Consider the following 22,795-nt stretch of genomic DNA (forward strand, 5'->3'; position numbering starts at 1 on the left):
AAAAATAGCTCAATGCCAGGATAAAATAATCTGAACGCTCTACATCTGATTTCAGCGCTGCTGAGATCAGTTTTGTTCAAAAGCCACCTTGGGGTGGCTTTTTTTGTGCGTAGCGTCAGGTAGCGCTGTTTGTGATGTCGTCGTCAGCGGCGTAGTTGTTGTTGGCGTTGATAGTGAAATTGGTGCTGTTTAGGATGGGAGGGGAACCTGCTCGAGGGTTGTGATCTGGAAATAGGGGCCTGGGTCATCTTCTGGATTGCCTGGTCTGCTGCTGTAGATCACGGGCAGGCCGCTGAGCTGGGCGGCATTGAGTTCGGACAGAGAGTCACTGATAAACAGGATATTGCTGGCGGGTGCACCGAGAGAGTCGGCAATCCTGAGATAGCTGGCTGGATCCTGTTTAGGTCCGACACGGGTGTCGAACCAGCCGCAGAACAGTTGGCGCAGGTCTCCAGCATCGGAGTGACCGTAGAGGAGTTGCTGAGCCGCTACAGATCCTGATGAGTAGACCGCCAGTTGAAGACCTGCAGCATGCCATCGCTCCAGGGCCGGCGCTACATCGGCAAACAGGGGAGCGCGCATCGATCCATTGGCGTAACCTTCGTTCCAGATCAATCCCTGCAATTCTTTGAGAGAGGTGAGCTTCCGGTCGTTATCTATTAGGGACTGGAGGAAGGTGCAGAGTTGATGGAGGCTGGGTTGCTGGGCTGTTTGCTGTCGAGACTCCTGCTGATGCCAATGATCGCTTTTGCTTTGATGGGTGTCTTGGCTGGCGACGTCTTTCCTGGCGATTGGGTCTTTCATGGTGGCCGCATTGTTAGTGGCGTCGCTGTTGTCGTTTTGCCAGGCCTCCTGCAGATCGCAGAGCAAAGGCTTCAGATCCGGATCCTGTTCATGCTCCATCAGAAAGGACTCCAGACGAGACCTTGCATAGGGAAACAGGGTGTCGGCCACAAAGCTTACCGGACATGTGGTGCCTTCGATATCGAGAAGCACATGGCTGATGTCAGCCAGAAATGGTCTGGAACTTGTCATGGGTTGGGGAGGGGTGGCAGCAGCAACTCACGCCAGCTCTGCTCCAGCAGGAATTCATGGATTTCCAGATGACGGCGGGCGCTGAACAGGTCGTGACCCCAGGCATAGAGACCGTGACCGGCGATCAGCAACCCGTGGGGTGCGTCGTCAAGGCGTGGTGAGGCGGCATTGCTGAGGCGGCGCAGATCCTGATCGTTGGCCAGCACCGGAATGGTGATGGAGGTGTTGTGGCTGTGAATGCCGGTGAGGCCCTTGAGCATCTCCAGGCCTTCGATCCGTACGGCCGCTTCGCCGGCTTTTGCCGCTTCGGCTGGATTCGTTGCTTCAGCTTCAGGCTGTGCTGCTGCGGCCTGCAGGGCGCGGCGGGAGAGCAGGGTGGCGGCCTGGGAGTGAGTGTGGAGCACAGCAGCGGCTCCCGTGCGATTGACGATCTCCAGATGCAGCAGGGTTTCGGCGCTGGCTGCTCCGCTGCCTTCGATCACCTGGGCTTCTGCATTCACCAGGATCAGGTCCTGAGGGCGAATCGAGCCTTTGTCGACCCCGCTGGGGGCCATCAGCAGCTCCAGGGGCTCCAGCCGGTTCACGCAGCTGAAATTTCCGCTTGTGCCGTCGCACCAGCCCCTGGCATGGATCGCTGCGATGACGCTGCACAGTGCCCTGGCCTGCTCCTGCTCCCCGGGGGCGGATGTGGGCACGGACCCTTCAACGGCATGGCCCTATCTTCTCGCACCGTCCCCGATCCACTTCAATGCTGGCAGTTGGGGCACCAGTGGCTGCTGCGACCGCCCAGGCGATCGCGCTGGATCGGTTGGCCGCAGCGCCGGCACGGTTGACCGCCTCGGCGATACACCCAGGCGATGCCTCCGTAGTTGCCATTGGTGCCGCTGAGATCCCGGAAGTCGCTGAAGGTGGTGCCACCGGATCCGATGCTGATTTCGAGCACCTCGATCAGCGACTGGCGCAGGCGCTCAAGCTCCACGAGGCTCAGGCTGCCGCTTCGGCGCTGGGGGGCCAGGCCAGCTGCGAACAGGGATTCATCGGCGTAGATGTTGCCGACTCCAGCCACCAGCGCCTGATCGAGCAGGGCGTTCTTGATGGGCCGCACGGAGTCCTTCAGTTTCTGACTCAGGTAGGCGGCGCTGAAGGCCGCACTGAAGGGTTCAGGCCCCAGCTTCTGCAGACCTGTCATCACGCTGGAGCAATCGAGGCCGGGGGGAATGAACCACATCTGGCCGAAGCTGCGCACATCGATGAAGCGCAGTTCCTGCCCCTGCCGGCTCCAGCACCGCATCCGGGTATGGAGGCAGGGCTCGCGGGGCTCCTCCAGCGAGAGAAATTGCCCGGTCATGCGCAGATGAACGCCCCAATGGCCTGCCGGCAGGCCGCCGCGGCTCAGCTCAGCCATCAGATACTTGCCCCGACGGCTCCAGGCCCCGACGCGAGCCCCGATCAGCCCGGCCCGGAACTGATCGATCTGCTCAGGGGCGGCGATGGTTCGCTGCCTGAGCACCTCGACCCGCCCGATCTCGAATGAGCTGAGCTGACGCTCCAGCCCGCGCCGAACCGTTTCCACTTCAGGCAGCTCGGGCATCCGTTCAGCATCGATCCGGGCAGCCTGCCAGGCAGAGGGCCCAGCATGGCCAAAGAAAATCCGCCGGAAGCAGGGCTCCCGACGGATGGCGCATCAGATGCGGTGGATTCCGAACGGGCTGGCTCGGAAGGGGGCTCAGGCCGACTCGAGTTCCCTTTCGGCGAAGTTGTTGGTGTTGATGCCGCCTTCCGAGCCGCTGTAGCCGCTGTAATTGACCTTTTCGAAGCGCACCACCACGGGGTAGCGGATGCCAGAGGTGTCGACGGACGCCACCGTGCCGACTTCGTTGAACCAGTAAGACTCAGGCCGCTTGATGCGCACCTTGTCGCCGCGGGAGATCGCCATCGCTGCGCTGTTGTTGGGTGACTGCCAGTCGGAAGATACCCGCCCCAGAGGGGCTCTGAACCGCGGGCGTCACGTTTCGTCGTTCGCTGTCACGGGTCTGCGTGGCAGCATCAGCGATTGCGCCGCTGGTCGTCGATGGAGGCACCCGTCCTCAGCCTGGAGCTGCCCGATCCGGAGCGGGACGACATCAGCACCATGGAGTTCCTCTCCCGTCTGGAGGAGGCCTGGGCCGTCTGTGACCGCTTCGATCTGCAGACGGAGATCTGGCGGGGCAGGATCCTGCGGGCGGTGCGGGACCGGGAGAAGCGGGGCGGTGAGGGCCGCGGCACCGGTTTCCTGCAATGGCTTAGGGAGCGGGAGATCAGCAAGACCCGGGCCTACGGCCTGATCCAGCTCGCCGATTCCGCCGACAACCTCGTCGGGGACGGACTGCTGGAGGAGGGCAGCGTGAACAACTTCTCCAAGCGTGCTTTCCTCGACACGGCCCTGGCCGATCCGGAGGTTCAGCAGATGATCAGTGAAGCTGCCAATGATGGCCAGCAGATCACCCGCAAGCAGGTGCGGCGCCTCAGCGATGAATTCACCGCCGCCACCAGCCCGCTGCTGCCTGAGGAGATCCGCCAGCGCACCCAGGAGAACTTGCTGCCCCCGCGGGTGGTGGCCCCCCTGGTGCGAGAGCTGGCCAAGTTGCCCGAACCCCAGCAGGACGACCTGCGCCGGGCCCTGCGGGAGGAACCGGAGCTGGAGCGGGTCAAGGATGTGACCAGCACCGCCCGCTGGCTGAGCAAGGCGGCCGAGGCCGGCCTCGCCGTGCGCGCTTTTCAGCAGGGGAATCTCAACCTCGAGAAGGCCCTGCAGGAGGCTCAGCGGCTCGATGCCCTCGGCCTGTTCGCCGATGCGGTCGGTCAGGCCCAGCAGCTGGAGAGCGCTGTGCTCAAGCTGCACACCAGCTGGCGGCGGCTGGGGGGGCTGCAGGAACGCCTCTGGGTGGAGAGCGGCAGCAGCACCCCCCATCTGCGCGAGCTGCTCACCGCCCTGCAGAGTCTGAGCGGCACCACCTTGCGGGTATCCCTAGGAGAGCTCTCGGGGGGGAAGCGGGTGCGCCTGCAACTGGTGGAGGAGACCCCCGACCAGCTGACGCCTCCGCCCTTGCCCTGAGCGGAGCGAGGGTTAAGGTCGCAGCGATGCGGGGCTGACGTGGCGGTGGCGGCGGATCCGCTCGAATCGGAGCTCCAGCGTCATTTCGGGTGGACGGCCTTCCGCCCGGGGCAGCGGCCGGTGGTGGAGGCGTTGCTCTCCGGTCAGGATTGTCTGGCGGTGATGCCCACCGGAGCTGGCAAGTCGTTGTGTTTTCAACTGCCGGCTCTGGTACGGCAGGGCCTGGTGCTGGTGGTCTCCCCCCTGGTGGCCCTGATGCAGGACCAGGTGAGCCAGCTGCAACGGCGGGGCATCCCGGCGGCCAGCCTGCACCAGGGACTGGATCTGCCCAGCCGCCGGGCCTTGCTGCGCCGCTTGGAGCAGAATCGGCTGCGGGTGCTCTACCTGGCCCCGGAGCGTCTGCAGGCCGAGGCCACCCGCCAGTTGTTGGAGGAGGTGCTGGAGCAGGGGCGCCTGGTGGCCCTGGCGGTGGATGAGGCCCATTGCATCAGTGCCTGGGGTCACGACTTCCGACCCGATTACCGGCGGCTGGGTCAGTTGCGCAGCCTCTGCCCCGGGGTGCCGCTGGTGGCCCTCAGTGCCACGGCGGCACCCCGGGTCCGCGCCGACATCATCCGCCTGCTCCAGTTGCGGCGCCCCCTTGTGCAGGTGCGTTCGGCCAGGCGCTCCAACCTGACCTATGCCATGGAACGGCGTCCAGAGGACCCCATGGCCCTGTTGCTGGAGGCGCTGGAGCGGGCGCGGGGGGCTGTGCTGATCTACGCGCGCACCCGCCGCTCGGTGGAGCACTGGGCCGCCCGCCTTTCTGCCGCTGGCCGTGAGGCGATCGCGTACCACGCGGGCATGGACCCGGAGAGTCGCCAGCTGGCCCTGGAGCATTTCCAGGAGAGTCCGACGCCGGTGCTGGTGGCCACCGTGGCCTTCGGGATGGGGGTGGACCGGCCGGATGTGGGCCTGGTGCTGCACCTCGACCTGCCGGCCAGCGCCGAGGGGTATCTGCAGGAGTCGGGCCGGGCTGGCCGAGACGGGCTTCCCGCCCGCTGCCTGGTGCTGTTCGATCCGGCTGATCGGCTCTCCCTGGGCTGGGCGATGCGGGCCTCGGCGCGGCAGATGAGTCCGGAACTTCAGGACCAGGAGCGCCCGCGTCGTGACATCGCCCAGCAGCAGCTGCGGCAGATGGAGGCCGTGGCGGAGGGCAGCAGCTGCCGTGAACAGGCCCTGCTGCTGACGGTGGGGGAATTGGTGCCGCCCTGTGGCCGCTGCGATGTCTGCCGGCGGCCCCGCTCGATCAGCGACTGGTCGCTGGATGCGGTGCGGGTGCTGGAGGCCCTGGCCCAGAAGGATGGGGTGGACCTGCGCCGGCTGGCCGGGGCACTGGAGCAGGCCCATGCCGGCGATGAGCAGCGCTGGGGATGGCTGACTCGTCGTCTGGTGCAGGAGGAGCTGATCAGCGAAAGCGACGATGGCAGCCAGCGTCTCTGGCTGCGCACCGCTGGACGCCACTACCTCAGCCAGCCCTGGCCGCTGCGCTGGGCGGCCTGACTTCAGCCTGCGGTCTGCTTGCAGACGTCCTTGATCAGCTGCTCCTCGTAATCGGTGGTGGGATCTTCCCAGCTGGTCCAGGCGCCCGCTGCACCGGTGGCATTGATCTTGCGGGCGGCGCAGTTGATCGCCACGAACACCGGCTGACCGCCGCTGTTGAGAGCTGGAGCCACCTGGCTGCCGCCCATCGGCCGCCAGTTGGAGAAATCCACCTGCAGCGGACCGTAGGTGCGCCAGTCGGGGGGGGCGGTGTTGCTGGGATCGGGCATGGGTTGGGGCTTGGCGGCAGGGGGTTTGGCGGCGGCCGCAGGTGTGGTGGCCGGTTTGGCCTGGGGCTCAGGTTGCTTGGTTTGCTCGGGCGGATTAGGCGCTGGTTTTGGCTCTGGTTTCGGCTCTGGCTGGGCCGTCACCTGGGGGGCCGGGGTCGATTTGGCCGGCGCTGGTTTGGCTGCTGCTGGTTTGGCGGCTGGGGTTCCGCTGGCGGGCCCCAGGCTGAGCTTGGTGCCCACCTGCAGGTTGTCGGGAGCTTCCAGCTTGTTCAGGCTCACCAGCCGGGCCACTGGCACGTCGTAGCGCTCGGAGATCTCCGAGAGGGTTTCACCGGATTTGACCACGTGCACCCGAGCGGCCTTCGCTCCTGCCGCCGCGGGGGGCGCTGGCTTGGCGGCGGGCTTGGCGGGCTTCGTGGGCTTGGCCGCATTCTTCGCCGGGGGCACCTTCAGGCGTTGCCCCACCTGCAGCAGATCCGCGTCCTTGAGGCCATTGAGATCCTTCAGCTTCTGCACCGAAAGGCCATAGCGCTCAGCGATCTCTGAGAGGGTTTCGCCGGCGCTGACGGTGTGGCTGCCGGTCCCTGAAGAACCCGAACCGGCCCGCGGCGCTGTCTTGGCCCCATCGGGCAGCTTCAGGCGGGTGCCGGCCTCCACCAGATTGGGGTCCTTGATGCCGTTGAGCTGAAGCAATCGCTGCACCGACACTCCGTAGCGCTCGGCGATCTCCGAGAGGGTTTCCCCCGACTTGACCACGTGTTGGGGAGCCGCCACTGCCGGCAAGGGCAGAACCAGGGCCAGGACCAGGGCGGCCAGGACACGGCGCAAGGTTTGCGGGCTGCTCATGGATGGCGTTCGGCTGGGTGAACCTTACGGAGACCTCCCCGGAACGCCAGCCCCCGCTTCACCACGAGTCCCGGCCGACTTCGTTTCGGCATTCAACCCAGCAGCCTTTTGATCAGGCTGAGCCGATCTCCATAGGGCGGGTAGCGGAAGGGCAGATCGAAGCGGAAGGGTCGGCGCAGCACGCTGCGCAGGTGCGAGAAGGTGTCGAAGCCCGCCTGGCCGTGATAGCGGCCCATGCCGCTTTCGCCGACACCGCCGAAGGGCAGCTCAGGCACCCCCACCTGCATCACCACGTCGTTGAGGCAGACGCCGCCGGAACTGGTGCCGGCCAGCACCTGGTCCTGGGCCGTGCTGCTGCGGCTGAACAGGTAGAGAGCCAGCGGTTTGGGCCCCTGGCGGATCAGGTCGATGGCCTCGTTCAGCCCCGTGATGCCGACCACCGGCAACAAGGGGCCGAACAGCTCGCCGGCCAGGAGCGGATCGTTGATGCCGGAGAGGAGTTCGGAGGCAGGCTCGCAGGCGATCAAGGTGGGTGCGATCCGGCGGGTCTGGGGATCCACCTGGCCGCCGCTGAGCACCCGACCATCCCGCCTGGCGCCCTCCAGCAGGGCCAGCAGCCGCTCGAACTGGGCCTGGTTGATGATGCGGGCCAGGTCGGGGGAGGCGAGGGGATCGTCGCCGTAGGCCCGCTGGAACTCACCCCGCAGCCGCTCGATCAGGGCCGGCCGCACCGTTTCCTCCACCAGCAGGTGGTCGGGGGCGATGCAGGTCTGCCCGGCATTGAGACCCTTGCCCCAGGCCAGCCGCCGGGCGGACACCTCCAGATCAGCATCGGCCAGCACGATCGCCGGGCTGCGGCCGCCCAACTCGAGGGTCACCGGCGTCAAATTACGGGCCGCGGCGGCCATCACCAGCCGGCCCACCCGGCCGCCGCCGGTGAAGAAGATGTGATCGAAGGGGAGATCGAGCAGCTCACCGGCCACCTCGGCGCCGCCCTCCCGCACCACCACCACCTGGGGATCGAGGTGGCGGCCCGCCAGCCGGGCAATCAGGGCGGAGGTGTGGGGCGCCTGCTCGGAAGGCTTGAGCACGGCGGTGTTGCCAGCCGCAAGGGCGCTCACCAGGGGCTGGAGCGTGAGCGAGAAGGGATAGTTCCACGGCCCGATGATCAGCACGCAGCCGAGCGGTTCAGCCACCAGCTCCGCCCTTCCGGGCCGCTGGGAGAGGGGAACGGCAACGGGCCTTGGTGCCATCCAGCGCTTCAGCTTCTGCTGGGCCAGGCGGAGCTCCTGCCGCACGGCCACCACTTCGAAGTACGCCTCCACCGGCGGTTTGCCGAGATCGGCGCTCAGCGCCTCGAGGATGGCTGGCTCGTTATCCGCGAGCAGCGAGTCGAGGGACTGGAGCTGGGCACGCCGCCAGGCGAGCGGCCTGGTGGTACCCGAGCTCACCAGCTCCCTCAGGGCGGTTGTCGAGAACTGCCCGCCGGGGTCAACGGGCCCGCCTGCGCCAGCAGCGGTGGCGGAGGGGGTGAGGGAGTTCATGCTCATCGACGGGGTGGCAACCGAGCTAAGTCTGGCCAGAGATGGAGTCTGGCCGCGACAATCGATCCGGCCTGGACATCCCTATCGATGAGTGCGACATGGATGAGCGCTACGACCGATTCGGATGAATCAGCGCCGAGATTGAGAAGAAAGTCTGGTCATCTCGGGATTCATCAACAAGCCAGAATCAGCTGCAGAAAAAGGCAGCTCAATGCTGAGTTGAGCAGTACAATGGTGAGTTGAAAAGCCCTTGACGAGACTTGAACTCGTGACCTCTCCCTTACCAAGGGAGTGCTCTACCGCTGAGCTACAAGGGCATGTGGAAAGGTGGGCCGGGTTGGATTTGAACCAACGTAGGCAGAGCCAGCGGATTTACAGTCCGCCCCCATTAACCACTCGGGCACCGACCCGAACCACACCTCGACAACTTACCAGCCGACCTTCCTCATGCAGCTGCTCGCCCTCAATGGTCCGAACCTGAACTTGCTGGGCAGCCGCGAGCCTGGTCTCTACGGCACCTCGAGCCTTGAGGCCATCCGCGACGATCTCTCCGAGCGGGCCATGGCGCTGGGTGTTGAGCTGGCCTGGTTCCAGAGCAACCACGAAGGCGCCCTGGTGGACCGCATCCAGGCGGCTCGCGGCCAGAGCTCCGGCATCCTGATCAATGCTGCCGCCTACACCCACACTTCGATCGCCCTGCGCGATGCCCTGCTGGCGGTGGCCATCCCCTACGTGGAACTGCACCTGAGCAACACCCATGCCCGCGAACCCTTCCGCCATCACTCCTTCCTCGCCGACCGCGCCGTGGGAGTGATCTGCGGCTTCGGGCCCACCAGCTACCGGCTGGCTCTCGAAGGCCTGGTCGACCACCTGCGCAGCCGCTCGTGACTGCCCCGGCGGCTGCGGTGGCACGGGTGCGCTGGCTGGCGGCGCCCACCGGCCCCGAGTGGCTGGAGCAGGCCCTGGCCCATCCGCTGGATCTGTTGATCGATCACGCCCACTGCGAGCGCAAGGCGGCCGGGGCGGCTCTGCAGCTGATGTTCCGCTACCCCTCCGACGAGGCTCTGGCGGCCGCTCTCAGCCCCCTTGCGCGGGAGGAGCTGGAGCATTTCGAGCGGGTGCTGGCTCTGCTGGGGAGCCGGGGGCAGGCCCTGCGTCCGCTGGCGGCACCTCCCTACGGCGCGGCCCTCGCCAAGCTGGTGCGGCGCCCGGAACCCGAGCGCATGCTCGACAGCTTTCTGGTGGCGGGGTTGATCGAAGCCCGCAGTCACGAACGGATGGCCCTGCTGGCGGCCCACAGCCCTGACCCCGAGCTGCGGCAGCTCTATGGGGAGTTGCTGGCCAGTGAGGCGCGTCACTTCGGCCTCTACTGGGTGCTGTGTGAGCGCCGCTGGCCCCGCTCTGTGGTGATGGAGCGGCTGGAGCAGCTGGCCGCCCGGGAAGCCGAGCTGCTGGCCCAGCTCCACCCCCAGCCCCGGATGCACAGTTAGGGGTCGAGCAGGGGGAAGCGGGAGGCGATGTCGTCCCCGGTGAACCTGGCCACCCAGCCGTCGGGGTTGTTGAAGAAGCGCAGGGCGGTGAAGCTGGGGGCCGCGCCCATGTCGAACCAGTGGCGGGTGCCGGCGGGCACACCGATCAGGTCGCCCCTGGTGCAGAGGACCTGCAGCACCTCCTCACCGATGTGGAGACAGAACAGGCCCCGCCCCTCCACGAAGAAGCGCACCTCGTCTTCGGCGTGGGTGTGCTCTGCCAGGAACTTCTGGCGCAGGGCCTCTCGCTCCGGGTGGTCTGGGCCGAGCCGGATCGCATCGACGCTGGGGTAGGGCCCCTGGGACTGGATGTGGGCGACCTCGCCGGCATAGGCGCTGAGGATGGCCTCCTGATCCGCGCCGTCCGCCAGCTCACCCCGGGTCTGCCAGCGCTCGAAGCGCAGACCGCGGGCGGCCAGCTCGGCTGCGATCACCGTGCCGTCGTCGCTGCTGAACGGGGCATTGGCCGGGCTGCTCTGGACTGGGTTTGGCGGGTTGACGGGGTGGATCTGCAGGCGGCTCACGGCGGCGCAGCGGCGAGGGGATCGGGCTTCAGCCTAGAAAGCGTGCTGGCAGGCGCCGCCAGGAGCACCCCTGTGATCGATCGCTTTGATGCAGCCTCGGTGCTGGGTGCCGCCTCCGGTTCGGATTCCAGGCCGGGTCTGGTGCTTGTGGGGGTCGGCCCCGGTGACCCCGAGCTCTGCACCGTCGCGGCGGTGCGGGCGATCCAGGCGGCCGAGGTGGTGGCCTACCCGGTGGCGCGGCTGGAGGCCGAGGGGATGGCCGCCCGGATCGTCTCTCCCTGGCTGAGGCCGGAGCAGCGGCGCCTGCCGTTGCTGTTTCCGATGGTGGCCTCGGCGGCTCCGCGCCGCCGCGCCTGGCGCCTGGCCGCCGAGGCCCTGGCCATGGAGGTGGCGGCCGGACGGCGGGTGGTGCTGCTGTGCGAGGGCGATGTCTCCCTGTTCGCCAGTGCCTCCTACGTGCTGCTCGAGCTGCTGGAGCGCCACCCGGGCTGTCCACTGCGCCTGATCCCTGGGATCACAGCTGCTTCGGCGGCGGCGGCAGCAGGCGCCTGGCCCCTGGCCCTGCAGCGCCAGACCCTGCAGGTGCTGCCCACCCCGGATGATCCCGCCGAACTGCAGACGCTCCTGGAGACTGCTCTGGCCGGCCCTGAAGGCCAGAGGCCGGTGCTGGCCCTGCTCAAGCTGGGTGCCCGCTGGAGCTGGGTGCGGCCCCTGCTGGATCGCCTGGGGCTGCTGGAAGGCGCCCTTTTTGCCCGTCGGGTGGGCTGGCCCGAGCAGACGGTGGCGCCGGCCTCGGCGGTGCCGCCCGATGGCGATGGAGCCTCCTCCTACTTCTCCCTGCTGCTGATCCGCTGCGGCTGGCCCGAGGTGCTCCCCGACACCGGGGCGGACTGGGCTGATCACGGCCAGGATGCTTGCCTGAGTGAACCGCCTGGAGGCCCATGAATCCAATCGACTGGTTCGCACTGCTCCACCCGGTGCTGGTGATTCTGTTCGTGTATCCGGTGGTGGGGGCGACCATTCGCCTTGGAATCCTGGCCAGGGAGCGTCGGTTGAAGATCCACCCCCAGCCGCCCACGGTGGGGGTGGAGCATGCCGATCACGGTCGCTGGCTGACCGGGGGGATGGTGGTGGCGGTGCTGGTGGCCCTGATCTATTCCTTCACCAGCAAATTCATCACCCCCGAGCCCCCTTTCGCCGGTGGCGTCCAGCGCCTGGCTCTGCTGCTGGTGGTGAGTGCGGGCACCTTCGCCAGCCTGCTGGCCCTCTGGCGGGTGAAGTCCACCAATCTGCGGGCCTGCTTCGCGCTGCTCACCTGGGCGGGTTTGCTGGGGCTGGGCAGTCAGCCGGAGATCTGGCGCCTGAGTGATAACCCCTTCGAGGGGGCGTTCTGGGCCTCCCATTACTGGAGCGGTGTGCTGCTCACCGGCTTGATGCTGTTCTCGATGTCGGCCAAGCCGGAAATCTTCCGCTCCCTGAAGATGCGCCGCCTGCACGTAAGCGTGAACATCCTTGTGGCGGTGCTGCTGGCGGTTCAGGCGATCACCGGCAGCCGCGACCTACTTGAAATTCCGGTGAGCTGGCAGAGGCCGGCGATCTACTCCTGCGACTTCGAGAAGCGCATCTGCCCAGCTCCGGCCAGCAGCTCCAGCGCCGCCGATGGACTGGGTGCCCGCATCAGCTGATGGCGCAGCCTGGCGGCACCGGCAAAGCCCTGGCAGGTCCAGCCCAGGTGCTTGCGCGCGATCAGCAGCCCCTGCTCGCCCCGGGCCGCCACCAGGGCCTCCAGGTGCTCCCGTGCCAGGGCAAGCCGTTCAGGGGTGCCCGGAAGCGGCGGCAGCGGCCTGCCGCTCAGGGCGGCGTCGATGCGGCCCACCAGCCAGGGGGCTCCGAGTGTGCCCCTGCCCACCATCACGCCGTCGGCGCCGGTGCGCTCCAGGCAGTCGAGGGCCTGCTCGGGGCCGGTGATGTCGCCGTTGGCGATCAGGGGAATGGAGAGGACCTGCTTCACCCGGGCGATGGCGTCCCAGTCGGCTGATCCGGAGAATCCCTGCTCGCGGGTGCGGCCATGCAGGGTTAGGGCCTGGGCTCCAGCCGCCTGCAGGGCCAGGGCGAAGCCCACCGGATCGGAGGAGTCGCCGCACCAGCCCAGCCTGGTCTTGACGGTGACCGGAACCGTGACGGCCGCGCTTACGGCCTCGACGATCCGGCAGGCCAGGGCGGGGTCGCGCAGCAGGCCGCTGCCGCCTCCCTTGCGGGCGATCTTGCGCACCGGGCAACCCATGTTGATGTCGACCAGGAAGGCGCCTTCACCCTCGGCCCGCCGGGCCGCCTCCGCCATCGCACCGGGCCGGTGGTCGAACAGCTGAACGGCGATCGGCCCGGTTTCAGCCCCCAGCCCCGCCATCTTGTCGCTGCCGTGGCCCAGCTCCAGGCTGGTGGCGTTGACCATCTCGGTGAAGAGCAGGGCATCGGGCGCCCAGCGGCGCACGAAGCCACGGAAGATGCGGTCGCTCACGCCGGCCAGGGGTGACTGCAGCACCCGGCAGCGCAGGCTCCGCGGCGTTCCGCGACCCGGCAGGCTCAGGGGTGCATCGTTGAAGAAGCTGAAAGCCATGGCCACAGCGTCGCAGCCGGAGGGCGGCCCGGATCCCCAGCCACTCAGCCGCACTCTGTTGATGATGATCCTGGACGACCGCCTCAGCGACCGCTTCGTCTGTGAGCTGATCTGGCGGCGGCTGGGCTATCGGCCCCAGGCCGGCGCGGTCAGCGATCCTGCGGGCAAGCCAGGCACCAGCAAGCCCTGGCTGGCCACATCAGCCACTCCGGCCACCTGGGCCGAGGCCTTCCCTCAGGCACCGGAGCTGATCGCCACGCGCCCTGCAAGCGTGCGCCTGACCCGCTCCATCCCCGCGGAGCATAAGCAGTTGCTCAAAGGTCAGCTCGGCTTCGCCGGCTACCGGATCGGCGAACTGGTGCCGCGCCGCACGCGCCGGGCCACGGCGGTGAACTGGCTGCTGGCCGATCTGGCGGCCCGTGGGGAGGATCTGCCCGAGCAGGGGCCGCTGCCTGAGCCGCTGGTGCCACCGGAGTCGCCGCTTCAGGGGCACCCCGGCGATCCACCGGTGCACTGAAGCCGGTGGAATGAAGCCGGCTCACTGAAGATCAAGCACTGATGAGGGCTCACTCAAGACGCAGGAACCCCAGTGCTTCCGCCGCAAATCGAGGCGTTTTATCAAAGCGGCTTCAGTCTGTAGGGTTGAAGCAGGTAATCGTTGTTGAGATAACAGTTCTTGGCGCTTCCAGTCGTCGCCATCATCGGGCGGCCCAATGTGGGCAAATCCACCCTGGTGAATCGGCTCTGCCGCAGCCGTGAGGCGATCGTTCACGATCAGCCCGGCGTCACCCGTGATCGCACCTACCAGGAGGGGTACTGGGGAGATCGTCGCTTCCGTGTGGTCGACACCGGCGGTCTCGTTTTCGATGACGACAGTGAGTTCCTGCCGGAGATCCGGGAGCAGGCCAACCTGGCCCTGGCAGAAGCCGCCGTGGCGGTGGTGATCGTCGATGGCCAGCAGGGGCTCACCGCTGCTGATCAGGCCATCGCTGACTGGTTGCGCGGCCAGAAGGTGCCGGTGCTGCTGGCGGTGAACAAGTGCGAATCGCCGGATCAGGGCCTGGCCATGGCCGCTGATTTCTGGGGTCTGGGCCTGGGTGAGCCCTTTGCCGTCTCGGCCATCCACGGGGCCGGCACCGGGGAACTGCTCGACAAGGTGATCGGCTTTCTGCCCACCACTCCTGAGGAGGAGACGGAGGAGCCGATCCAGCTGGCGATCATCGGGCGGCCAAATGTGGGCAAATCCAGCCTGCTCAACTCGATCTGCGGCGAGGCGCGGGCGATCGTGAGCCCGATCCGCGGCACCACCCGCGACACGATCGACACCACGATCGAGCGGGAAGGCAAGACCTGGAAGCTGCTAGACACCGCCGGAATCCGCCGCCGTCGCAGCGTCAGTTACGGACCTGAATACTTCGGCATCAACCGCAGCTTCAAGGCTGTGGAGCGCAGTGACGTGTGTGTTCTGGTGATCGATGCCCTCGATGGTGTCACCGAACAGGATCAGCGGGTGGCTGGGCGCATTGAAGAGGACGGTCGCGCCTGCATGATCGTGGTCAACAAGTGGGACGCGATCGAGAAGGACAGCCACACCATGGCGGCGATGGAGAAGGAGCTGCGCGCCAAGCTCTATTTCCTCGACTGGGCGCCGATGCTGTTCACCTCCGCCCTCACCGGCCAGAGGGTGGAGAGCATCTTTGCCCTGGCCCTGATGGCGGTGGAGCAGCACCGCCGCCGGGTCACCACCTCGGTGGTGAACGAGGTGCTGCAGGAGGCTGTGAGCTGGCGTTCGCCCCCCACCAGTCGCGGTGGGCGCCAGGGCCGCATCTACTACGGCACCCAGGTGGCCACCAGGCCGCCCAGCTTCACCTTGTTCGTGAACGACCCGAAGCTGTTCGGCGAAACCTACCGCCGCTACGTGGAGCGCCAGATCCGCGAAGGTCTGGGTTTCGATGGCTCTCCGATCCGGCTGTTCTGGCGCGGCAAGCAGCAGCGCGACGCCGAGAAGGACCTGGCTAAGCAGCAGAGCCGCTCCGCCTCCTGATGGTGCTCTCCTGATGGACTGGCTGCGTCAGCTGCCCATCGGCCAGTACGTCGATGGGCAGCGGGGATGGCTGCGGCGGCTCGATGCCCGACTGAAGCTGGGCTGGACCCTGGCTTTCCTGGCCACGCCGGTCCTGGCAGGTCCCCAGTGGCGTCTGACCCTGGTGGCGCTGCTGCTGCTGATCACGGCCGTCTGCGGTCTGCCCTGGCGCCTCTGGCGGCGCAACCTGCCGGTGCTGCTGGCTCTCTGCCTGCTGGTGGGCCTGCTGGCCTCCCTGGTGCCTGTGGGTGTGGTGGCCTCCGCCAGCGCGATGCGCTCCCCCCGGGAACTCCTGCTGGCCCCACCCCCCGGAGGCGGGCCAGCTCCCCAGCGTCAAGGGCTGCCCTGGGAGGTGCTGCGCTGGGGGCCGGTCCAGCTCGGACCCCTGCCGATCGGGCCGCTGGTGGTGAACCGCCGCTCAGCCGAGCTCGGTCTGAACAGCGCCACGCTCCTGTTCACCCTGTTGCACAGCGCCAACCTGCTGTTGCTCTCCACCCCGCCGGAGGAACTGGTGTGGGCGCTGAGCTGGGTGATCACGCCGCTTGGCGCCCTGGGGCTGCCGGTGGAGCGGCTCGGCTTCACCCTGCTCCTCTCCCTGCGTTTTCTGCCGCTGGTGCAGGAGGAGTTCCAGAACCTGCTGCGCTCGATCGCCACCCGGGCTGTGAACCTCAAGAGCCTGGGCTGGAAGAGTGGGCTCGGGCTGCTGCTTTCCGTGGCGGAGCGCTTGCTCGCCAACCTGCTGCTGCGCTCGGAGCAGGGGGCCGAAGCCCTGATGGCCAGGGGCGGGCAGTGGGTGCCGCCGGCCCAGATGCGGCTGGCCAGGCGGGCGGCTCGCTGGCTCAACCTGGTGGCGGCTGGAGCCCTGGTGGTGTTCCTCGGACTGCGCTGGCAGTACGGTGCGCTGTAATTGGTAGCCATTGCAGCCGTCAGTGAGCGTCGACGCGACCACAGAGCGTTATCTCAATCATCCGACATTCGGTCTCCTGTATCGGGTGGCTCCAGCGGGTGAAGGTCGCGATCTATTCGCCACCCTCTACGCCCAGCGGATGTTCTTCCTGGTGACCCTGCAGCCACGCGGGGCCCAGTTCGAGGTGATTCCGCTGATGGATGCCCGCCACGTGGCGGAGCAGAACCTGGCGCGGGCCCGACGTGATGGCAGTGTGCATCTGCCCCGCTGGCGCCAGCTGTTCGATCAGACTTTCATCTGATCGGCGATGCCCGCTGACGACCTTGCCCAGCGGCTGAAGGCCCTGCAGGGGCAGTTGCCCCCCCAGGCTCGTCTGCTGGCGGTCAGCAAGGGGCAGCCGGCGGTCCGTCTGCGCGAGGCGGTGTCCCTGGGGCTGCGCAGCTTCGGCGAAAGCCGCCTGCAGGAGGCGCAGGCCAAGCAGGTGGAACTGGCCGATCTCGAGCCTCTCGACTGGCATTTCATCGGCAGGCTGCAGGCCAACAAGGCCCGGGGGGTGCTGCGCCATTTCGGCACGATCCATTCCGTCGATGGTCTTGCCCTGGCCGAGCGGCTGCAGCGGATCGCCGCTGAGGAGCAACTCAGCCCCCGGTTGTTCTTTCAGGTGAAGCTGAGGAGCGATCCCGGCAAGACGGGATTCGAGCCCGGGGAGCTGGAGCGGCTTTGGCCCCGGTTGCGGGCGCTGGAGCCCCTGGTGCCGGTGGGTCTGATGACGATCGCTCCCCTGGGGCTGGAGGCCGATCAGCGCTTCAGGCTGTTCCAGGACTGTGCTGCGCTGGCAGCGACCCTGGGCCTTGGGGAGCTCTCGATGGGCATGAGCAACGACTGGCCCGAGGCGGTGCGGGCCGGCAGCACCTGGGTGCGGATCGGCTCGGCCCTGTTCGGCGCCAGGGCCTGAACCTTGTGTCGGAAATCGGTATCCAGGTTGTGTCCAGTTGCAACCGAAGGCATGGGACGCTAAGTAAGTACATCTCCAACCGAAGGTGCCCACGGTGTCGTTGTTCTCCCGCCTGCGTGCCGTCGTTTCCGGAGACGACTACCTCGACGGTGACTACGACGACGAATTGGACTACGACCCCGGCGATTCGCCTGCCAGTTCGGCACCCCCCGGCCGGCCGGCCCTCTCCAGCGGCAGTGCCCTCGCCCTGACCAGCGACTTCAGCAGCGACGATCCCTTCGGCTCCGTCAGCTCCTCCAGCAACGTCATCGGCATGCCGGGGCTCTCCTCCTCGGCGGCGGAGGTCACCCTGATGGAGCCGAGGAGCTTCGATGAAATGCCCCGGGCGATCCAGGCCCTGCGTGACCGCAAGACCGTGATCCTGAATCTCACGATGATGGAGCCGGACCAGGCCCAGCGTGCGGTCGACTTCGTGGCGGGCGGCACCTTCGCCATCGATGGCCACCAGGAGCGGGTGGGCGAGAGCATCTTCCTGTTCGCCCCCAGCTGTGTCACGGTCACCACCGCCAGCAGCGAAGAACCCTCCTCGCCCACGATCGTGTCCAGCCGCGAACCCGCCGGCGGCGAGAGCGATCCGGCCGCTCCAAGCCCTGCCTGGGGCCGTCAGGATTCCGCCTCCGGTTTCAGCCTCTGAAGCCCTCCGGTCTTGGTGTGATCGGCCTGGGCCGCATGGCCCGGGCTCTTCTGCTTCCGCTGCTTGATCAGGGGGTGATCCCCCGTGATCAGGTACAGGCCGTGGTCGCCAGCGCAGACTCGGCCAGGCGCCTCCAGGCGGAGCTCGGTGTGGCCGTGGGTCGTGATCCGGCTCAGGCCTGGGCTGCCCCAGCTGTGCTGCTGGCGGTCAAGCCCCAGCTGCTCGCAGCGGTGGCGGCCGGCGCGCCGCCGCCGCCACCTGGCGACGACGCTCCACTGCTGATTTCAGTTCTGGCCGGCGTGACCCTGAAACGGCTGGAGCGGTCTTTCCCCGGTTGGCGTTGTGTGCGGGCCGTGCCCAACACTCCCTGCCTGGTGGGCGCCGGCATCACCGGTCTGGCCTGGGGCGACGACCTGCCGGCCGAGCAGCGCCAGTGGGTGTTGGATCTCTTCGCCCACGTCGGGGTGGTCAAGGAGCTGCCCGAGAGCCAGCTGGATGGTCTGCTGGCCTTGGCCTCCTCAGGCCCTGCCATGGCGGCGGTTCTGCTGGAGGCGCTCGCTGATGGTGGCGTGGCCTCGGGCCTGCCCCGGCCCCTGGCCCTGGAGCTGGCCCTGGGCATGATGGCTGGCTCGCTGAAACTGATACAGGAGCAGGGCCTGCACCCGGCCCAGCTCAAGGACATGGTAGCCAGTCCGGCTGGCACCACGATCGCGGCCTTGCGTCAGCTGGAGCAGGCGGGGGTGCGCAGCGCTCTGATCGAGGCGGTGCTGGCAGCGGCGGAGCGCAGCCGGGCCCTCAACGCCGGCTAGGGCATCCAGCTGGCCAGCAGGCTACCCAGAGCTAAGTCTTCTCTCCCAGCCGCGGTTCCTCGCCCGCCTGCAGCCGCTTCAGGTTGCTGCGGTGCCGCCAGACCACCAGCACGGTGGTGAGCGCCGCCAGGGCCAGGTAGGCCGGCCTCAGGCCGGTGCCGGCCCCGGCAAAGGCTCCCAACATCAGCAGGGGCAGGCTCAGGGCCGCCACGACGCTGGAGAGTGAGACGATCCGGCTGATGGTGAGGCAGGCCAGAAAGATCCCGAAGCAGGCGAGGCCCACGGCAGGCACCAGGCCCAGCAGCATGCCCAGTCCTGTGGCGACCGCCTTGCCCCCCTTCCAGCCCAGCCAAACGGGCCAGATGTGGCCCGCCAGGGCGGCCAGACCGGCCGCGACCACCCACCAGTCGGTGCTGGGGGTGAACCCGCTGGGCTGCAGCAGGGCCTTGGCCAGCAGCACCGCGGCGGTGCCCTTGAGCACATCCACCAGGAACACCACCAGGGCGGGGCCCTTGCCCAGCTGCCGCAGCACATTGGTAGCCCCGGTGGATCCGGAGCCCAGCTGGCGCAGGTCGATGCCTGCCAGCCAGCGGCCGGCCAGCCAGCCCGTGGGCAGCGAGCCCAGCAGGTACCCCGCAGCCAGCACCAGCAGGGGCAGGAGCGGCTGGCTCACGGCAGGTCCTGTTCCAGGGCCAGTTCGTTGGCAGTGGCGGCAAAGGCCAGCCAGAGGGGGAACTGAAGCACCGGTATGTCGACCACCTGCTCGGCAGCATCGATCACGATGAAGGGCAGTTCGCCACGCTCCTCGAGCCGGTCGGCCCGCTCGATCAGGGCATCGGGCCGCTCGAACAGCACGATGCCGCTGTTGGGGCCGAAGTCTTCCCGGGCCAGTCCCAGGCAGTCTTGAAGGCCGCGGCGCCACTCTCCGAGCCGCTCGGGCTCTCCGGCCAGCACCAGGGTCTGGAAGCGGTCGCCGTAAAGGTCCCCCAGGATCGCCACCGCACCAGCGGTGATCAGGGCATTGCGGTTGCGGCTGCCGGTGCTGGCCTGGGCACCCCGCCCGCCCTGGTTGAGGAACCAGTCTTCGAGCAGGCCGGCGGCAGCGGGCTCCAGGCTGCGGCGCAGCTTCCAGGGATCGGCATAGAAATCGGGCTGTCCCTGAAAGCGGGCGAGGCGATCGCGGATCAGTTCGGCGTCCTGGCTGAACTGGCCCGCCGCCGCCGGTGCGATCTGCTGGGCCGCCGCTGTCGGCACGGCCTCAGGCTGAGGATCCAGAGGTGAGGGCTGCACCTGCAGGGGCTGTACCACCAGGTCCATCAGCTCCGCCTGGCTGGCCAGATCCTGCAGGGCCACCACCAGGTAGTCCTGGAAACCCTTGAGCCGGCGGGCGATACCGTCGGCGCGGCCGCTGAGGCTCCCGTCGAGATCGGCGTCCAGCTGCTTACGACGCTGCTCCAGGGCCTGGATCTCGCTCAGCAGGGCCGCCCGGCGCTCGCGCAGATCGCTCAGGGCCAGCTCCAGCAGCTCCCCATGGGCCGCCGGCTGAGCGGAGGCGATCGGTTCGGCGGCAGCCGAAGAGGCAGCTGCCGCTTCGGGCTCGGGTAGTGGTTCGGAGCCGGTTTCGGGAATGGGGGTGATGTCGCTCATGGCAGGCCGCTCAGGTGCAGCTCCAGCTGCTGGCGCAGGGCGTTGGCATCAAAGAGCACCGGCAGCAGATGGGGACTCCGGCGTTCACGGAAATAGAACAGAACCGGCAGGGGTCCCCAGAACAGCGTCCAGCCGATCCATTCGCTGTAGGGGAAGCGGCGCAGCAGGGTGGAGCGGCTCCACACCAGCAGGGCATCGCCGCTGAACTGCAGCCGCAGCAGCAGGGTCTGCAGCAGCAGGACCAGCCCGAGCAGTCCGACCACCGCGGCGGCGATCGGGATCCAGCTCCAGACGCGCTGGAGGAGCAGCAGCGCCACGCCTATGGCGATCAACCCCAGGGGCACCCAGGGGCGGGGCGCCAGAATCATCCCGTTGGCTGGATCGGGGCCGCTCGGGGCAGGGCTCGTGGGAGTCGTCATCGCTCCATGCTGCAGCGCCTGCCCCCCCGTTGGCCAGCGCTTGCTGCTCGGGCCCCCGCCGGCAGCCGGCCCGATGACTCAGCCACCGAAGAGCACCTGGGTGAGGACCACATCCACCAGGCTCACCGTCACCAGGATCATCACCACGGCGCCGGTGGTGCTGGTGCCCACCTCCTTGGGGCCGCCGCGGGTGGTGAGGCCCCAGCCGCAGGCGATCACCGCGATCTGCAGACCAAACACCACGGCCTTCACCAGCATTGAAGGCAGGTCGGAGGGCTCCATCCAGGTGCGCACGGAATTCCAGAACACTGAGGGCGGAATCGAATAGAGGAAGGTGCTGCTCACCTGGCCCGACCAGATCCCCACCACGAAGAACAGCAGGCACTGCACCGGCGCCATCACCACCAGCGCCAGCACGCGTGGCACCACCAGGTATTCCACCGGATCGGTGCGCAGCATCGTGATCGCATCGATCTGTTCGGTCACCTTCATCGTGCCCAGCTGGGCGGCATAGGCCGTGGCCACCTTTCCGGTGAGCAGGGTGGCTGTGAGCAGCGGAGCGATCTCCCGGGCCAGCCCCAGGGCCAGGATGCCGCCGACGGAGAATCCGGCACCCTGGCGGGTGAGCTCCGCGGCAACCTGGATGTTGAACACCGTGCCGGCGGCCAGCGCCGTGATGATCACGATCAGGAAGCTGCCGGGACCGGCTTCCAGCATCTGCTCGAACAGGTCGTTGAGGTTGATGCGGCCCTTGGACAGGGCGGAGATCGCCTGCCCGCCGATCAGGCAGCTGCTGCCGAGCCGCTGGACATAGCGGGGAAGCCTCATGGTTGCAGTGCTGGACGCCGTCGCCGCCGCTCCGGCCAGCGCCGCATCACCACCAGCCCCACCACGATCAGCACCACCGGGATGATGCCCATGCACAGCCGGATCGTGAGCAGGGCTGAGTCGGGCTGGAGCAGCCCCTTGGCGGCCTTGTAGCCGCTGAAGCTGAGGACGTTGCCGAGCACGAAGACCGCCACGCCGATGCCCAGCTTCTGGGTGATCACCATCCAGGCGGTGTAGAGGCCGGCGGGTTTGTCGGGATCGGCATCGATAGCATCAGGCAGCAGGGCCCAGGGGATCAGATAGGCGGTGGCGGCGCCCAGTCCCACCAGCATGATCGTGACCACCAGCAAAGAGAGATTCAGCAGGTTTCCGGCTGAACCGGTGGGGGAGATGTCCGGATTGAGCGGCACCAGCACCATCGCCGCCATGCAGCCCACCACCCAGAGCCCCACGCCCCAGCGCAGGGCATGAACCCTGCCGTGCCAGTAGGCCACCCAGCTCCAGAGCTGCAGGCCCGCCAGGGCACTGAGCTGGAAGGGAATCAGAATCCAGGTGCTCCAGCTCTCGGGGATGCGCATCACCACCGTCAGGAAGATCAGCGACACCGGTTGCATCAGTTGCAGTGCGCACCAGAGCAGCAGGTAGAGCCCCAGCACCCGCAGGAAGCGACCATTGCGGCTGATGCGCCTCAACTGCTTGCCGAGCGGTTCGGGATGGCCGCTGGGGCGCTGGCAGTGGCGGGCGAAGGGGGCCAGCCCCCAGGCGCAGACCAGGCTGGTGATGGCGATCAGCGTGCCGGAGATCAGGCCCATGCGCTGGTACCCCTCGGCGCCGCCGCCCACCAGCAGGGCTCCCAGCACCAGCCCGCTCAGGCCGGCGATGATCGAGCCGGTGAAGCGCAGGGCATTGAGCTTGGTGCGCAGGGGCGTGTCGGTGGTGAGCTCGCAGGCGAGGGCCGAGTAAGGCAGGTTGACGCAGGTGTAGAGCCCCATCGCCACCAGCTGGATCAGCACGAAAATGGTGAACTTCTGCCAGTCGCTGCCGGGGGGCACCCACCACAGCGCCGCCATGCTCAGGCCGAGCGGCACGGCGCTGAAGGCGATCCAGGGAATGCGCGGACCCCAGCGGCTATTGGTGTGGTCACTGAGGAAGCCGACGATCGGGTCGTTGATGCCGTCCCAGACCTTGATCACCATCAGCACCAGGCCGGCCATCCAGGCCGGCAGGCCCGCCACACCGGTGTAGAAGACGAACAGGTAGAAGCCGAGCAGGGTGGCGGCCATGCCGGTGCCGGCGTCACCGAGGCTATACGACCAGAGCATGCGACGGCGAGCCGCGCCGCTGAGGCTGGATGCATCTCTCACCGATGTGGACGCCTGGGGGCTCAGCGTGGTCTCGGGAGAGGTCAAGAAGGGCTGTACCAGGCGCAGGTCATAATGCTGCAGGCAAGCGT

The 22,795-nt window shown here is 67.7% G+C and carries 26 protein-coding genes and 2 tRNA genes; 13 read left to right on the top strand and 15 right to left on the bottom strand.

Annotated elements, in window-relative coordinates; genetic code table 11:
• Positions 1 to 189: 189 nt before the first annotated feature.
• From mtnC to KBY93_RS08760, 4 genes are all read right to left on the bottom strand, one after another.
• The gene (gene mtnC / locus KBY93_RS08745; protein ID WP_255093933.1) at positions 190 to 996 is read right to left on the bottom strand and encodes an acireductone synthase; all 807 of its coding nucleotides are present in this window, start codon (positions 994 to 996) and stop codon (positions 190 to 192) included.
• A 35-nt stretch (positions 997 to 1,031) separates the two neighbouring features.
• Positions 1,032 to 1,730 (bottom strand): methylthioribulose 1-phosphate dehydratase, encoded by a 699-nt coding sequence (gene mtnB / locus KBY93_RS08750; RefSeq protein ID WP_255093934.1) that lies wholly within the window; start codon positions 1,728 to 1,730, stop codon positions 1,032 to 1,034.
• 50 nt (positions 1,731 to 1,780) lie between these two features.
• Positions 1,781 to 2,626, bottom strand: coding sequence for a DNA-formamidopyrimidine glycosylase (locus KBY93_RS08755; protein WP_255093935.1), 846 nt, complete (start codon positions 2,624 to 2,626; stop codon positions 1,781 to 1,783).
• Positions 2,627 to 2,761: 135 nt separating this feature from the next.
• Positions 2,762 to 2,971, bottom strand: a complete 210-nt coding sequence (locus KBY93_RS08760; protein ID WP_094555785.1) for a photosystem I reaction center subunit IV — start codon at positions 2,969 to 2,971, stop codon at positions 2,762 to 2,764.
• 135 nt (positions 2,972 to 3,106) lie between these two features.
• On the opposite strand from KBY93_RS08760, the gene KBY93_RS08765 reads away from it, so the two are divergent.
• A complete protein-coding gene (locus KBY93_RS08765; protein ID WP_255093936.1) occupies positions 3,107 to 4,129 on the top strand; it encodes a hypothetical protein in 1,023 nt (340 codons plus the stop codon).
• Positions 4,130 to 4,174: 45 nt separating this feature from the next.
• On the top strand, positions 4,175 to 5,671 hold the full coding sequence (locus tag KBY93_RS08770) for an ATP-dependent DNA helicase RecQ (protein ID WP_255093938.1): 1,497 nt from the start codon (positions 4,175 to 4,177) through the stop codon (positions 5,669 to 5,671).
• A gap of 2 nt (positions 5,672 to 5,673) precedes the next feature.
• Here the strand turns inward: KBY93_RS08770 and KBY93_RS08775 are convergent, their stop codons facing one another.
• The 4 genes from KBY93_RS08775 to KBY93_RS08790 form a co-directional block, all read right to left on the bottom strand.
• A complete protein-coding gene (locus KBY93_RS08775; protein ID WP_255093940.1) occupies positions 5,674 to 6,786 on the bottom strand; it encodes a LysM peptidoglycan-binding domain-containing protein in 1,113 nt (370 codons plus the stop codon).
• Positions 6,787 to 6,878: 92 nt separating this feature from the next.
• Positions 6,879 to 8,336: an aldehyde dehydrogenase family protein gene (locus tag KBY93_RS08780; RefSeq protein WP_255093941.1), complete on the bottom strand. Its 1,458-nt coding sequence runs from the start codon at positions 8,334 to 8,336 to the stop codon at positions 6,879 to 6,881.
• Between the two features lie 239 nt (positions 8,337 to 8,575).
• A tRNA-Thr gene (locus KBY93_RS08785) sits at positions 8,576 to 8,647 on the bottom strand.
• Positions 8,648 to 8,658: 11 nt separating this feature from the next.
• A tRNA-Tyr gene (locus KBY93_RS08790) sits at positions 8,659 to 8,740 on the bottom strand.
• Between the two features lie 37 nt (positions 8,741 to 8,777).
• Between KBY93_RS08790 and aroQ the strand changes: the two genes are divergently transcribed.
• Together aroQ and KBY93_RS08800 are read left to right on the top strand one after the other, a co-directional pair.
• Positions 8,778 to 9,218 carry a type II 3-dehydroquinate dehydratase gene (aroQ, locus tag KBY93_RS08795; protein WP_255093942.1) on the top strand — a complete coding sequence of 147 codons (441 nt, stop codon included), beginning with the start codon at positions 8,778 to 8,780 and terminating at the stop codon, positions 9,216 to 9,218.
• Positions 9,215 to 9,820 carry a tRNA-(ms[2]io[6]A)-hydroxylase gene (locus tag KBY93_RS08800; RefSeq protein WP_255093943.1) on the top strand — a complete coding sequence of 202 codons (606 nt, stop codon included), beginning with the start codon at positions 9,215 to 9,217 and terminating at the stop codon, positions 9,818 to 9,820. The genes aroQ and KBY93_RS08800 overlap by 4 nt, the downstream gene beginning before the upstream one ends.
• Here KBY93_RS08800 and KBY93_RS08805 read toward each other — a convergent pair.
• The gene (locus KBY93_RS08805) at positions 9,817 to 10,383 is read right to left on the bottom strand and encodes a cupin domain-containing protein (protein WP_255093945.1); all 567 of its coding nucleotides are present in this window, start codon (positions 10,381 to 10,383) and stop codon (positions 9,817 to 9,819) included. The two genes, KBY93_RS08800 and KBY93_RS08805, sit on opposite strands and share 4 nt — an antisense overlap.
• Before the next feature lie 147 nt (positions 10,384 to 10,530).
• Here KBY93_RS08805 and KBY93_RS08810 point away from each other — a divergent pair, with 147 nt between their 5' ends.
• Both KBY93_RS08810 and KBY93_RS08815 read left to right on the top strand, forming a co-directional pair.
• Positions 10,531 to 11,328 carry a precorrin-2 C(20)-methyltransferase gene (locus KBY93_RS08810; RefSeq protein WP_255094010.1) on the top strand — a complete coding sequence of 266 codons (798 nt, stop codon included), beginning with the start codon at positions 10,531 to 10,533 and terminating at the stop codon, positions 11,326 to 11,328.
• Complete coding sequence (locus KBY93_RS08815) at positions 11,325 to 12,068, top strand: DUF4079 domain-containing protein (protein WP_255093946.1); 744 nt, start codon at positions 11,325 to 11,327, stop codon at positions 12,066 to 12,068. Before KBY93_RS08810 ends, KBY93_RS08815 begins: the two co-directional genes overlap by 4 nt.
• Here KBY93_RS08815 and dusB read toward each other — a convergent pair.
• Complete coding sequence (gene dusB, locus KBY93_RS08820) at positions 11,981 to 13,000, bottom strand: tRNA dihydrouridine synthase DusB (protein ID WP_255093948.1); 1,020 nt, start codon at positions 12,998 to 13,000, stop codon at positions 11,981 to 11,983. The two genes, KBY93_RS08815 and dusB, sit on opposite strands and share 88 nt — an antisense overlap.
• Between dusB and KBY93_RS08825 the strand changes: the two genes are divergently transcribed.
• The 7 genes from KBY93_RS08825 (at position 12,999) to proC (ending at position 18,448) form a co-directional block, all read left to right on the top strand.
• Positions 12,999 to 13,517, top strand: coding sequence for a DUF1823 family protein (locus KBY93_RS08825; protein WP_255093949.1), 519 nt, complete (start codon positions 12,999 to 13,001; stop codon positions 13,515 to 13,517). The two genes, dusB and KBY93_RS08825, sit on opposite strands and share 2 nt — an antisense overlap.
• A gap of 159 nt (positions 13,518 to 13,676) precedes the next feature.
• Positions 13,677 to 15,044, top strand: coding sequence for a ribosome biogenesis GTPase Der (gene der, locus KBY93_RS08830; protein WP_255093950.1), 1,368 nt, complete (start codon positions 13,677 to 13,679; stop codon positions 15,042 to 15,044).
• 13 nt (positions 15,045 to 15,057) lie between these two features.
• Positions 15,058 to 15,990: a CbiQ family ECF transporter T component gene (locus tag KBY93_RS08835; protein ID WP_255093951.1), complete on the top strand. Its 933-nt coding sequence runs from the start codon at positions 15,058 to 15,060 to the stop codon at positions 15,988 to 15,990.
• Between the two features lie 22 nt (positions 15,991 to 16,012).
• Entirely contained in the window at positions 16,013 to 16,291 is a 279-nt protein-coding gene (locus KBY93_RS08840) for a PipX family protein (protein WP_094555773.1), read from the top strand.
• A gap of 6 nt (positions 16,292 to 16,297) precedes the next feature.
• Positions 16,298 to 16,945, top strand: coding sequence for a YggS family pyridoxal phosphate-dependent enzyme (locus KBY93_RS08845; RefSeq protein ID WP_255093952.1), 648 nt, complete (start codon positions 16,298 to 16,300; stop codon positions 16,943 to 16,945).
• A 94-nt stretch (positions 16,946 to 17,039) separates the two neighbouring features.
• Positions 17,040 to 17,639 carry a cell division protein SepF gene (locus KBY93_RS08850; RefSeq protein ID WP_255094011.1) on the top strand — a complete coding sequence of 200 codons (600 nt, stop codon included), beginning with the start codon at positions 17,040 to 17,042 and terminating at the stop codon, positions 17,637 to 17,639.
• On the top strand, positions 17,636 to 18,448 hold the full coding sequence (gene proC, locus KBY93_RS08855) for a pyrroline-5-carboxylate reductase (protein WP_255094012.1): 813 nt from the start codon (positions 17,636 to 17,638) through the stop codon (positions 18,446 to 18,448). Before KBY93_RS08850 ends, proC begins: the two co-directional genes overlap by 4 nt.
• A gap of 31 nt (positions 18,449 to 18,479) precedes the next feature.
• On the opposite strand, the gene plsY is transcribed toward proC, so the two are convergent.
• The 5 genes from plsY to KBY93_RS08880 form a co-directional block, all read right to left on the bottom strand.
• Positions 18,480 to 19,121 carry a glycerol-3-phosphate 1-O-acyltransferase PlsY gene (gene plsY, locus KBY93_RS08860; protein ID WP_255093953.1) on the bottom strand — a complete coding sequence of 214 codons (642 nt, stop codon included), beginning with the start codon at positions 19,119 to 19,121 and terminating at the stop codon, positions 18,480 to 18,482.
• The gene (locus KBY93_RS08865; RefSeq protein WP_255093954.1) at positions 19,118 to 20,095 is read right to left on the bottom strand and encodes a DUF3086 domain-containing protein; all 978 of its coding nucleotides are present in this window, start codon (positions 20,093 to 20,095) and stop codon (positions 19,118 to 19,120) included. Before KBY93_RS08865 ends, plsY begins: the two co-directional genes overlap by 4 nt.
• Positions 20,092 to 20,514, bottom strand: coding sequence for a DUF3119 family protein (locus KBY93_RS08870; RefSeq protein WP_255093955.1), 423 nt, complete (start codon positions 20,512 to 20,514; stop codon positions 20,092 to 20,094). The genes KBY93_RS08865 and KBY93_RS08870 overlap by 4 nt, the downstream gene beginning before the upstream one ends.
• A gap of 78 nt (positions 20,515 to 20,592) precedes the next feature.
• Positions 20,593 to 21,342 (bottom strand): ABC transporter permease, encoded by a 750-nt coding sequence (locus tag KBY93_RS08875; protein ID WP_255093956.1) that lies wholly within the window; start codon positions 21,340 to 21,342, stop codon positions 20,593 to 20,595.
• Positions 21,339 to 22,751 (bottom strand): MFS transporter, encoded by a 1,413-nt coding sequence (locus tag KBY93_RS08880; protein ID WP_255093958.1) that lies wholly within the window; start codon positions 22,749 to 22,751, stop codon positions 21,339 to 21,341. The genes KBY93_RS08875 and KBY93_RS08880 overlap by 4 nt, the downstream gene beginning before the upstream one ends.
• Between the last annotated feature and the right edge of the window lie 44 nt (positions 22,752 to 22,795).

The sequence above is a fragment of the Synechococcus sp. J7-Johnson genome (assembly GCF_024345795.1).
Lineage (GTDB): Bacteria > Cyanobacteriota > Cyanobacteriia > PCC-6307 > Cyanobiaceae > Regnicoccus_A.

Coding starts and splice junctions, on each gene's coding strand:
- KBY93_RS08815 (WP_255093946.1), top strand. CDS start 11,325: ATGAATCCAATCGACTGGTTCGCACTGCTCCACCCGGTGCTGGTGATT.
- KBY93_RS08780 (WP_255093941.1), bottom strand. CDS start 8,336: ATGAGCATGAACTCCCTCACCCCCTCCGCCACCGCTGCTGGCGCAGGC.
- KBY93_RS08765 (WP_255093936.1), top strand. CDS start 3,107: ATGGAGGCACCCGTCCTCAGCCTGGAGCTGCCCGATCCGGAGCGGGAC.
- KBY93_RS08755 (WP_255093935.1), bottom strand. CDS start 2,626: ATGCCCGAGCTGCCTGAAGTGGAAACGGTTCGGCGCGGGCTGGAGCGT.
- KBY93_RS08870 (WP_255093955.1), bottom strand. CDS start 20,514: ATGACGACTCCCACGAGCCCTGCCCCGAGCGGCCCCGATCCAGCCAAC.
- aroQ (WP_255093942.1), top strand. CDS start 8,778: ATGCAGCTGCTCGCCCTCAATGGTCCGAACCTGAACTTGCTGGGCAGC.
- KBY93_RS08875 (WP_255093956.1), bottom strand. CDS start 21,342: ATGAGGCTTCCCCGCTATGTCCAGCGGCTCGGCAGCAGCTGCCTGATC.
- KBY93_RS08835 (WP_255093951.1), top strand. CDS start 15,058: ATGGACTGGCTGCGTCAGCTGCCCATCGGCCAGTACGTCGATGGGCAG.
- KBY93_RS08825 (WP_255093949.1), top strand. CDS start 12,999: ATGGCCACAGCGTCGCAGCCGGAGGGCGGCCCGGATCCCCAGCCACTC.
- KBY93_RS08865 (WP_255093954.1), bottom strand. CDS start 20,095: ATGAGCGACATCACCCCCATTCCCGAAACCGGCTCCGAACCACTACCC.
- KBY93_RS08845 (WP_255093952.1), top strand. CDS start 16,298: ATGCCCGCTGACGACCTTGCCCAGCGGCTGAAGGCCCTGCAGGGGCAG.
- KBY93_RS08760 (WP_094555785.1), bottom strand. CDS start 2,971: ATGGCGATCTCCCGCGGCGACAAGGTGCGCATCAAGCGGCCTGAGTCT.
- KBY93_RS08775 (WP_255093940.1), bottom strand. CDS start 6,786: ATGAGCAGCCCGCAAACCTTGCGCCGTGTCCTGGCCGCCCTGGTCCTG.
- dusB (WP_255093948.1), bottom strand. CDS start 13,000: ATGGCTTTCAGCTTCTTCAACGATGCACCCCTGAGCCTGCCGGGTCGC.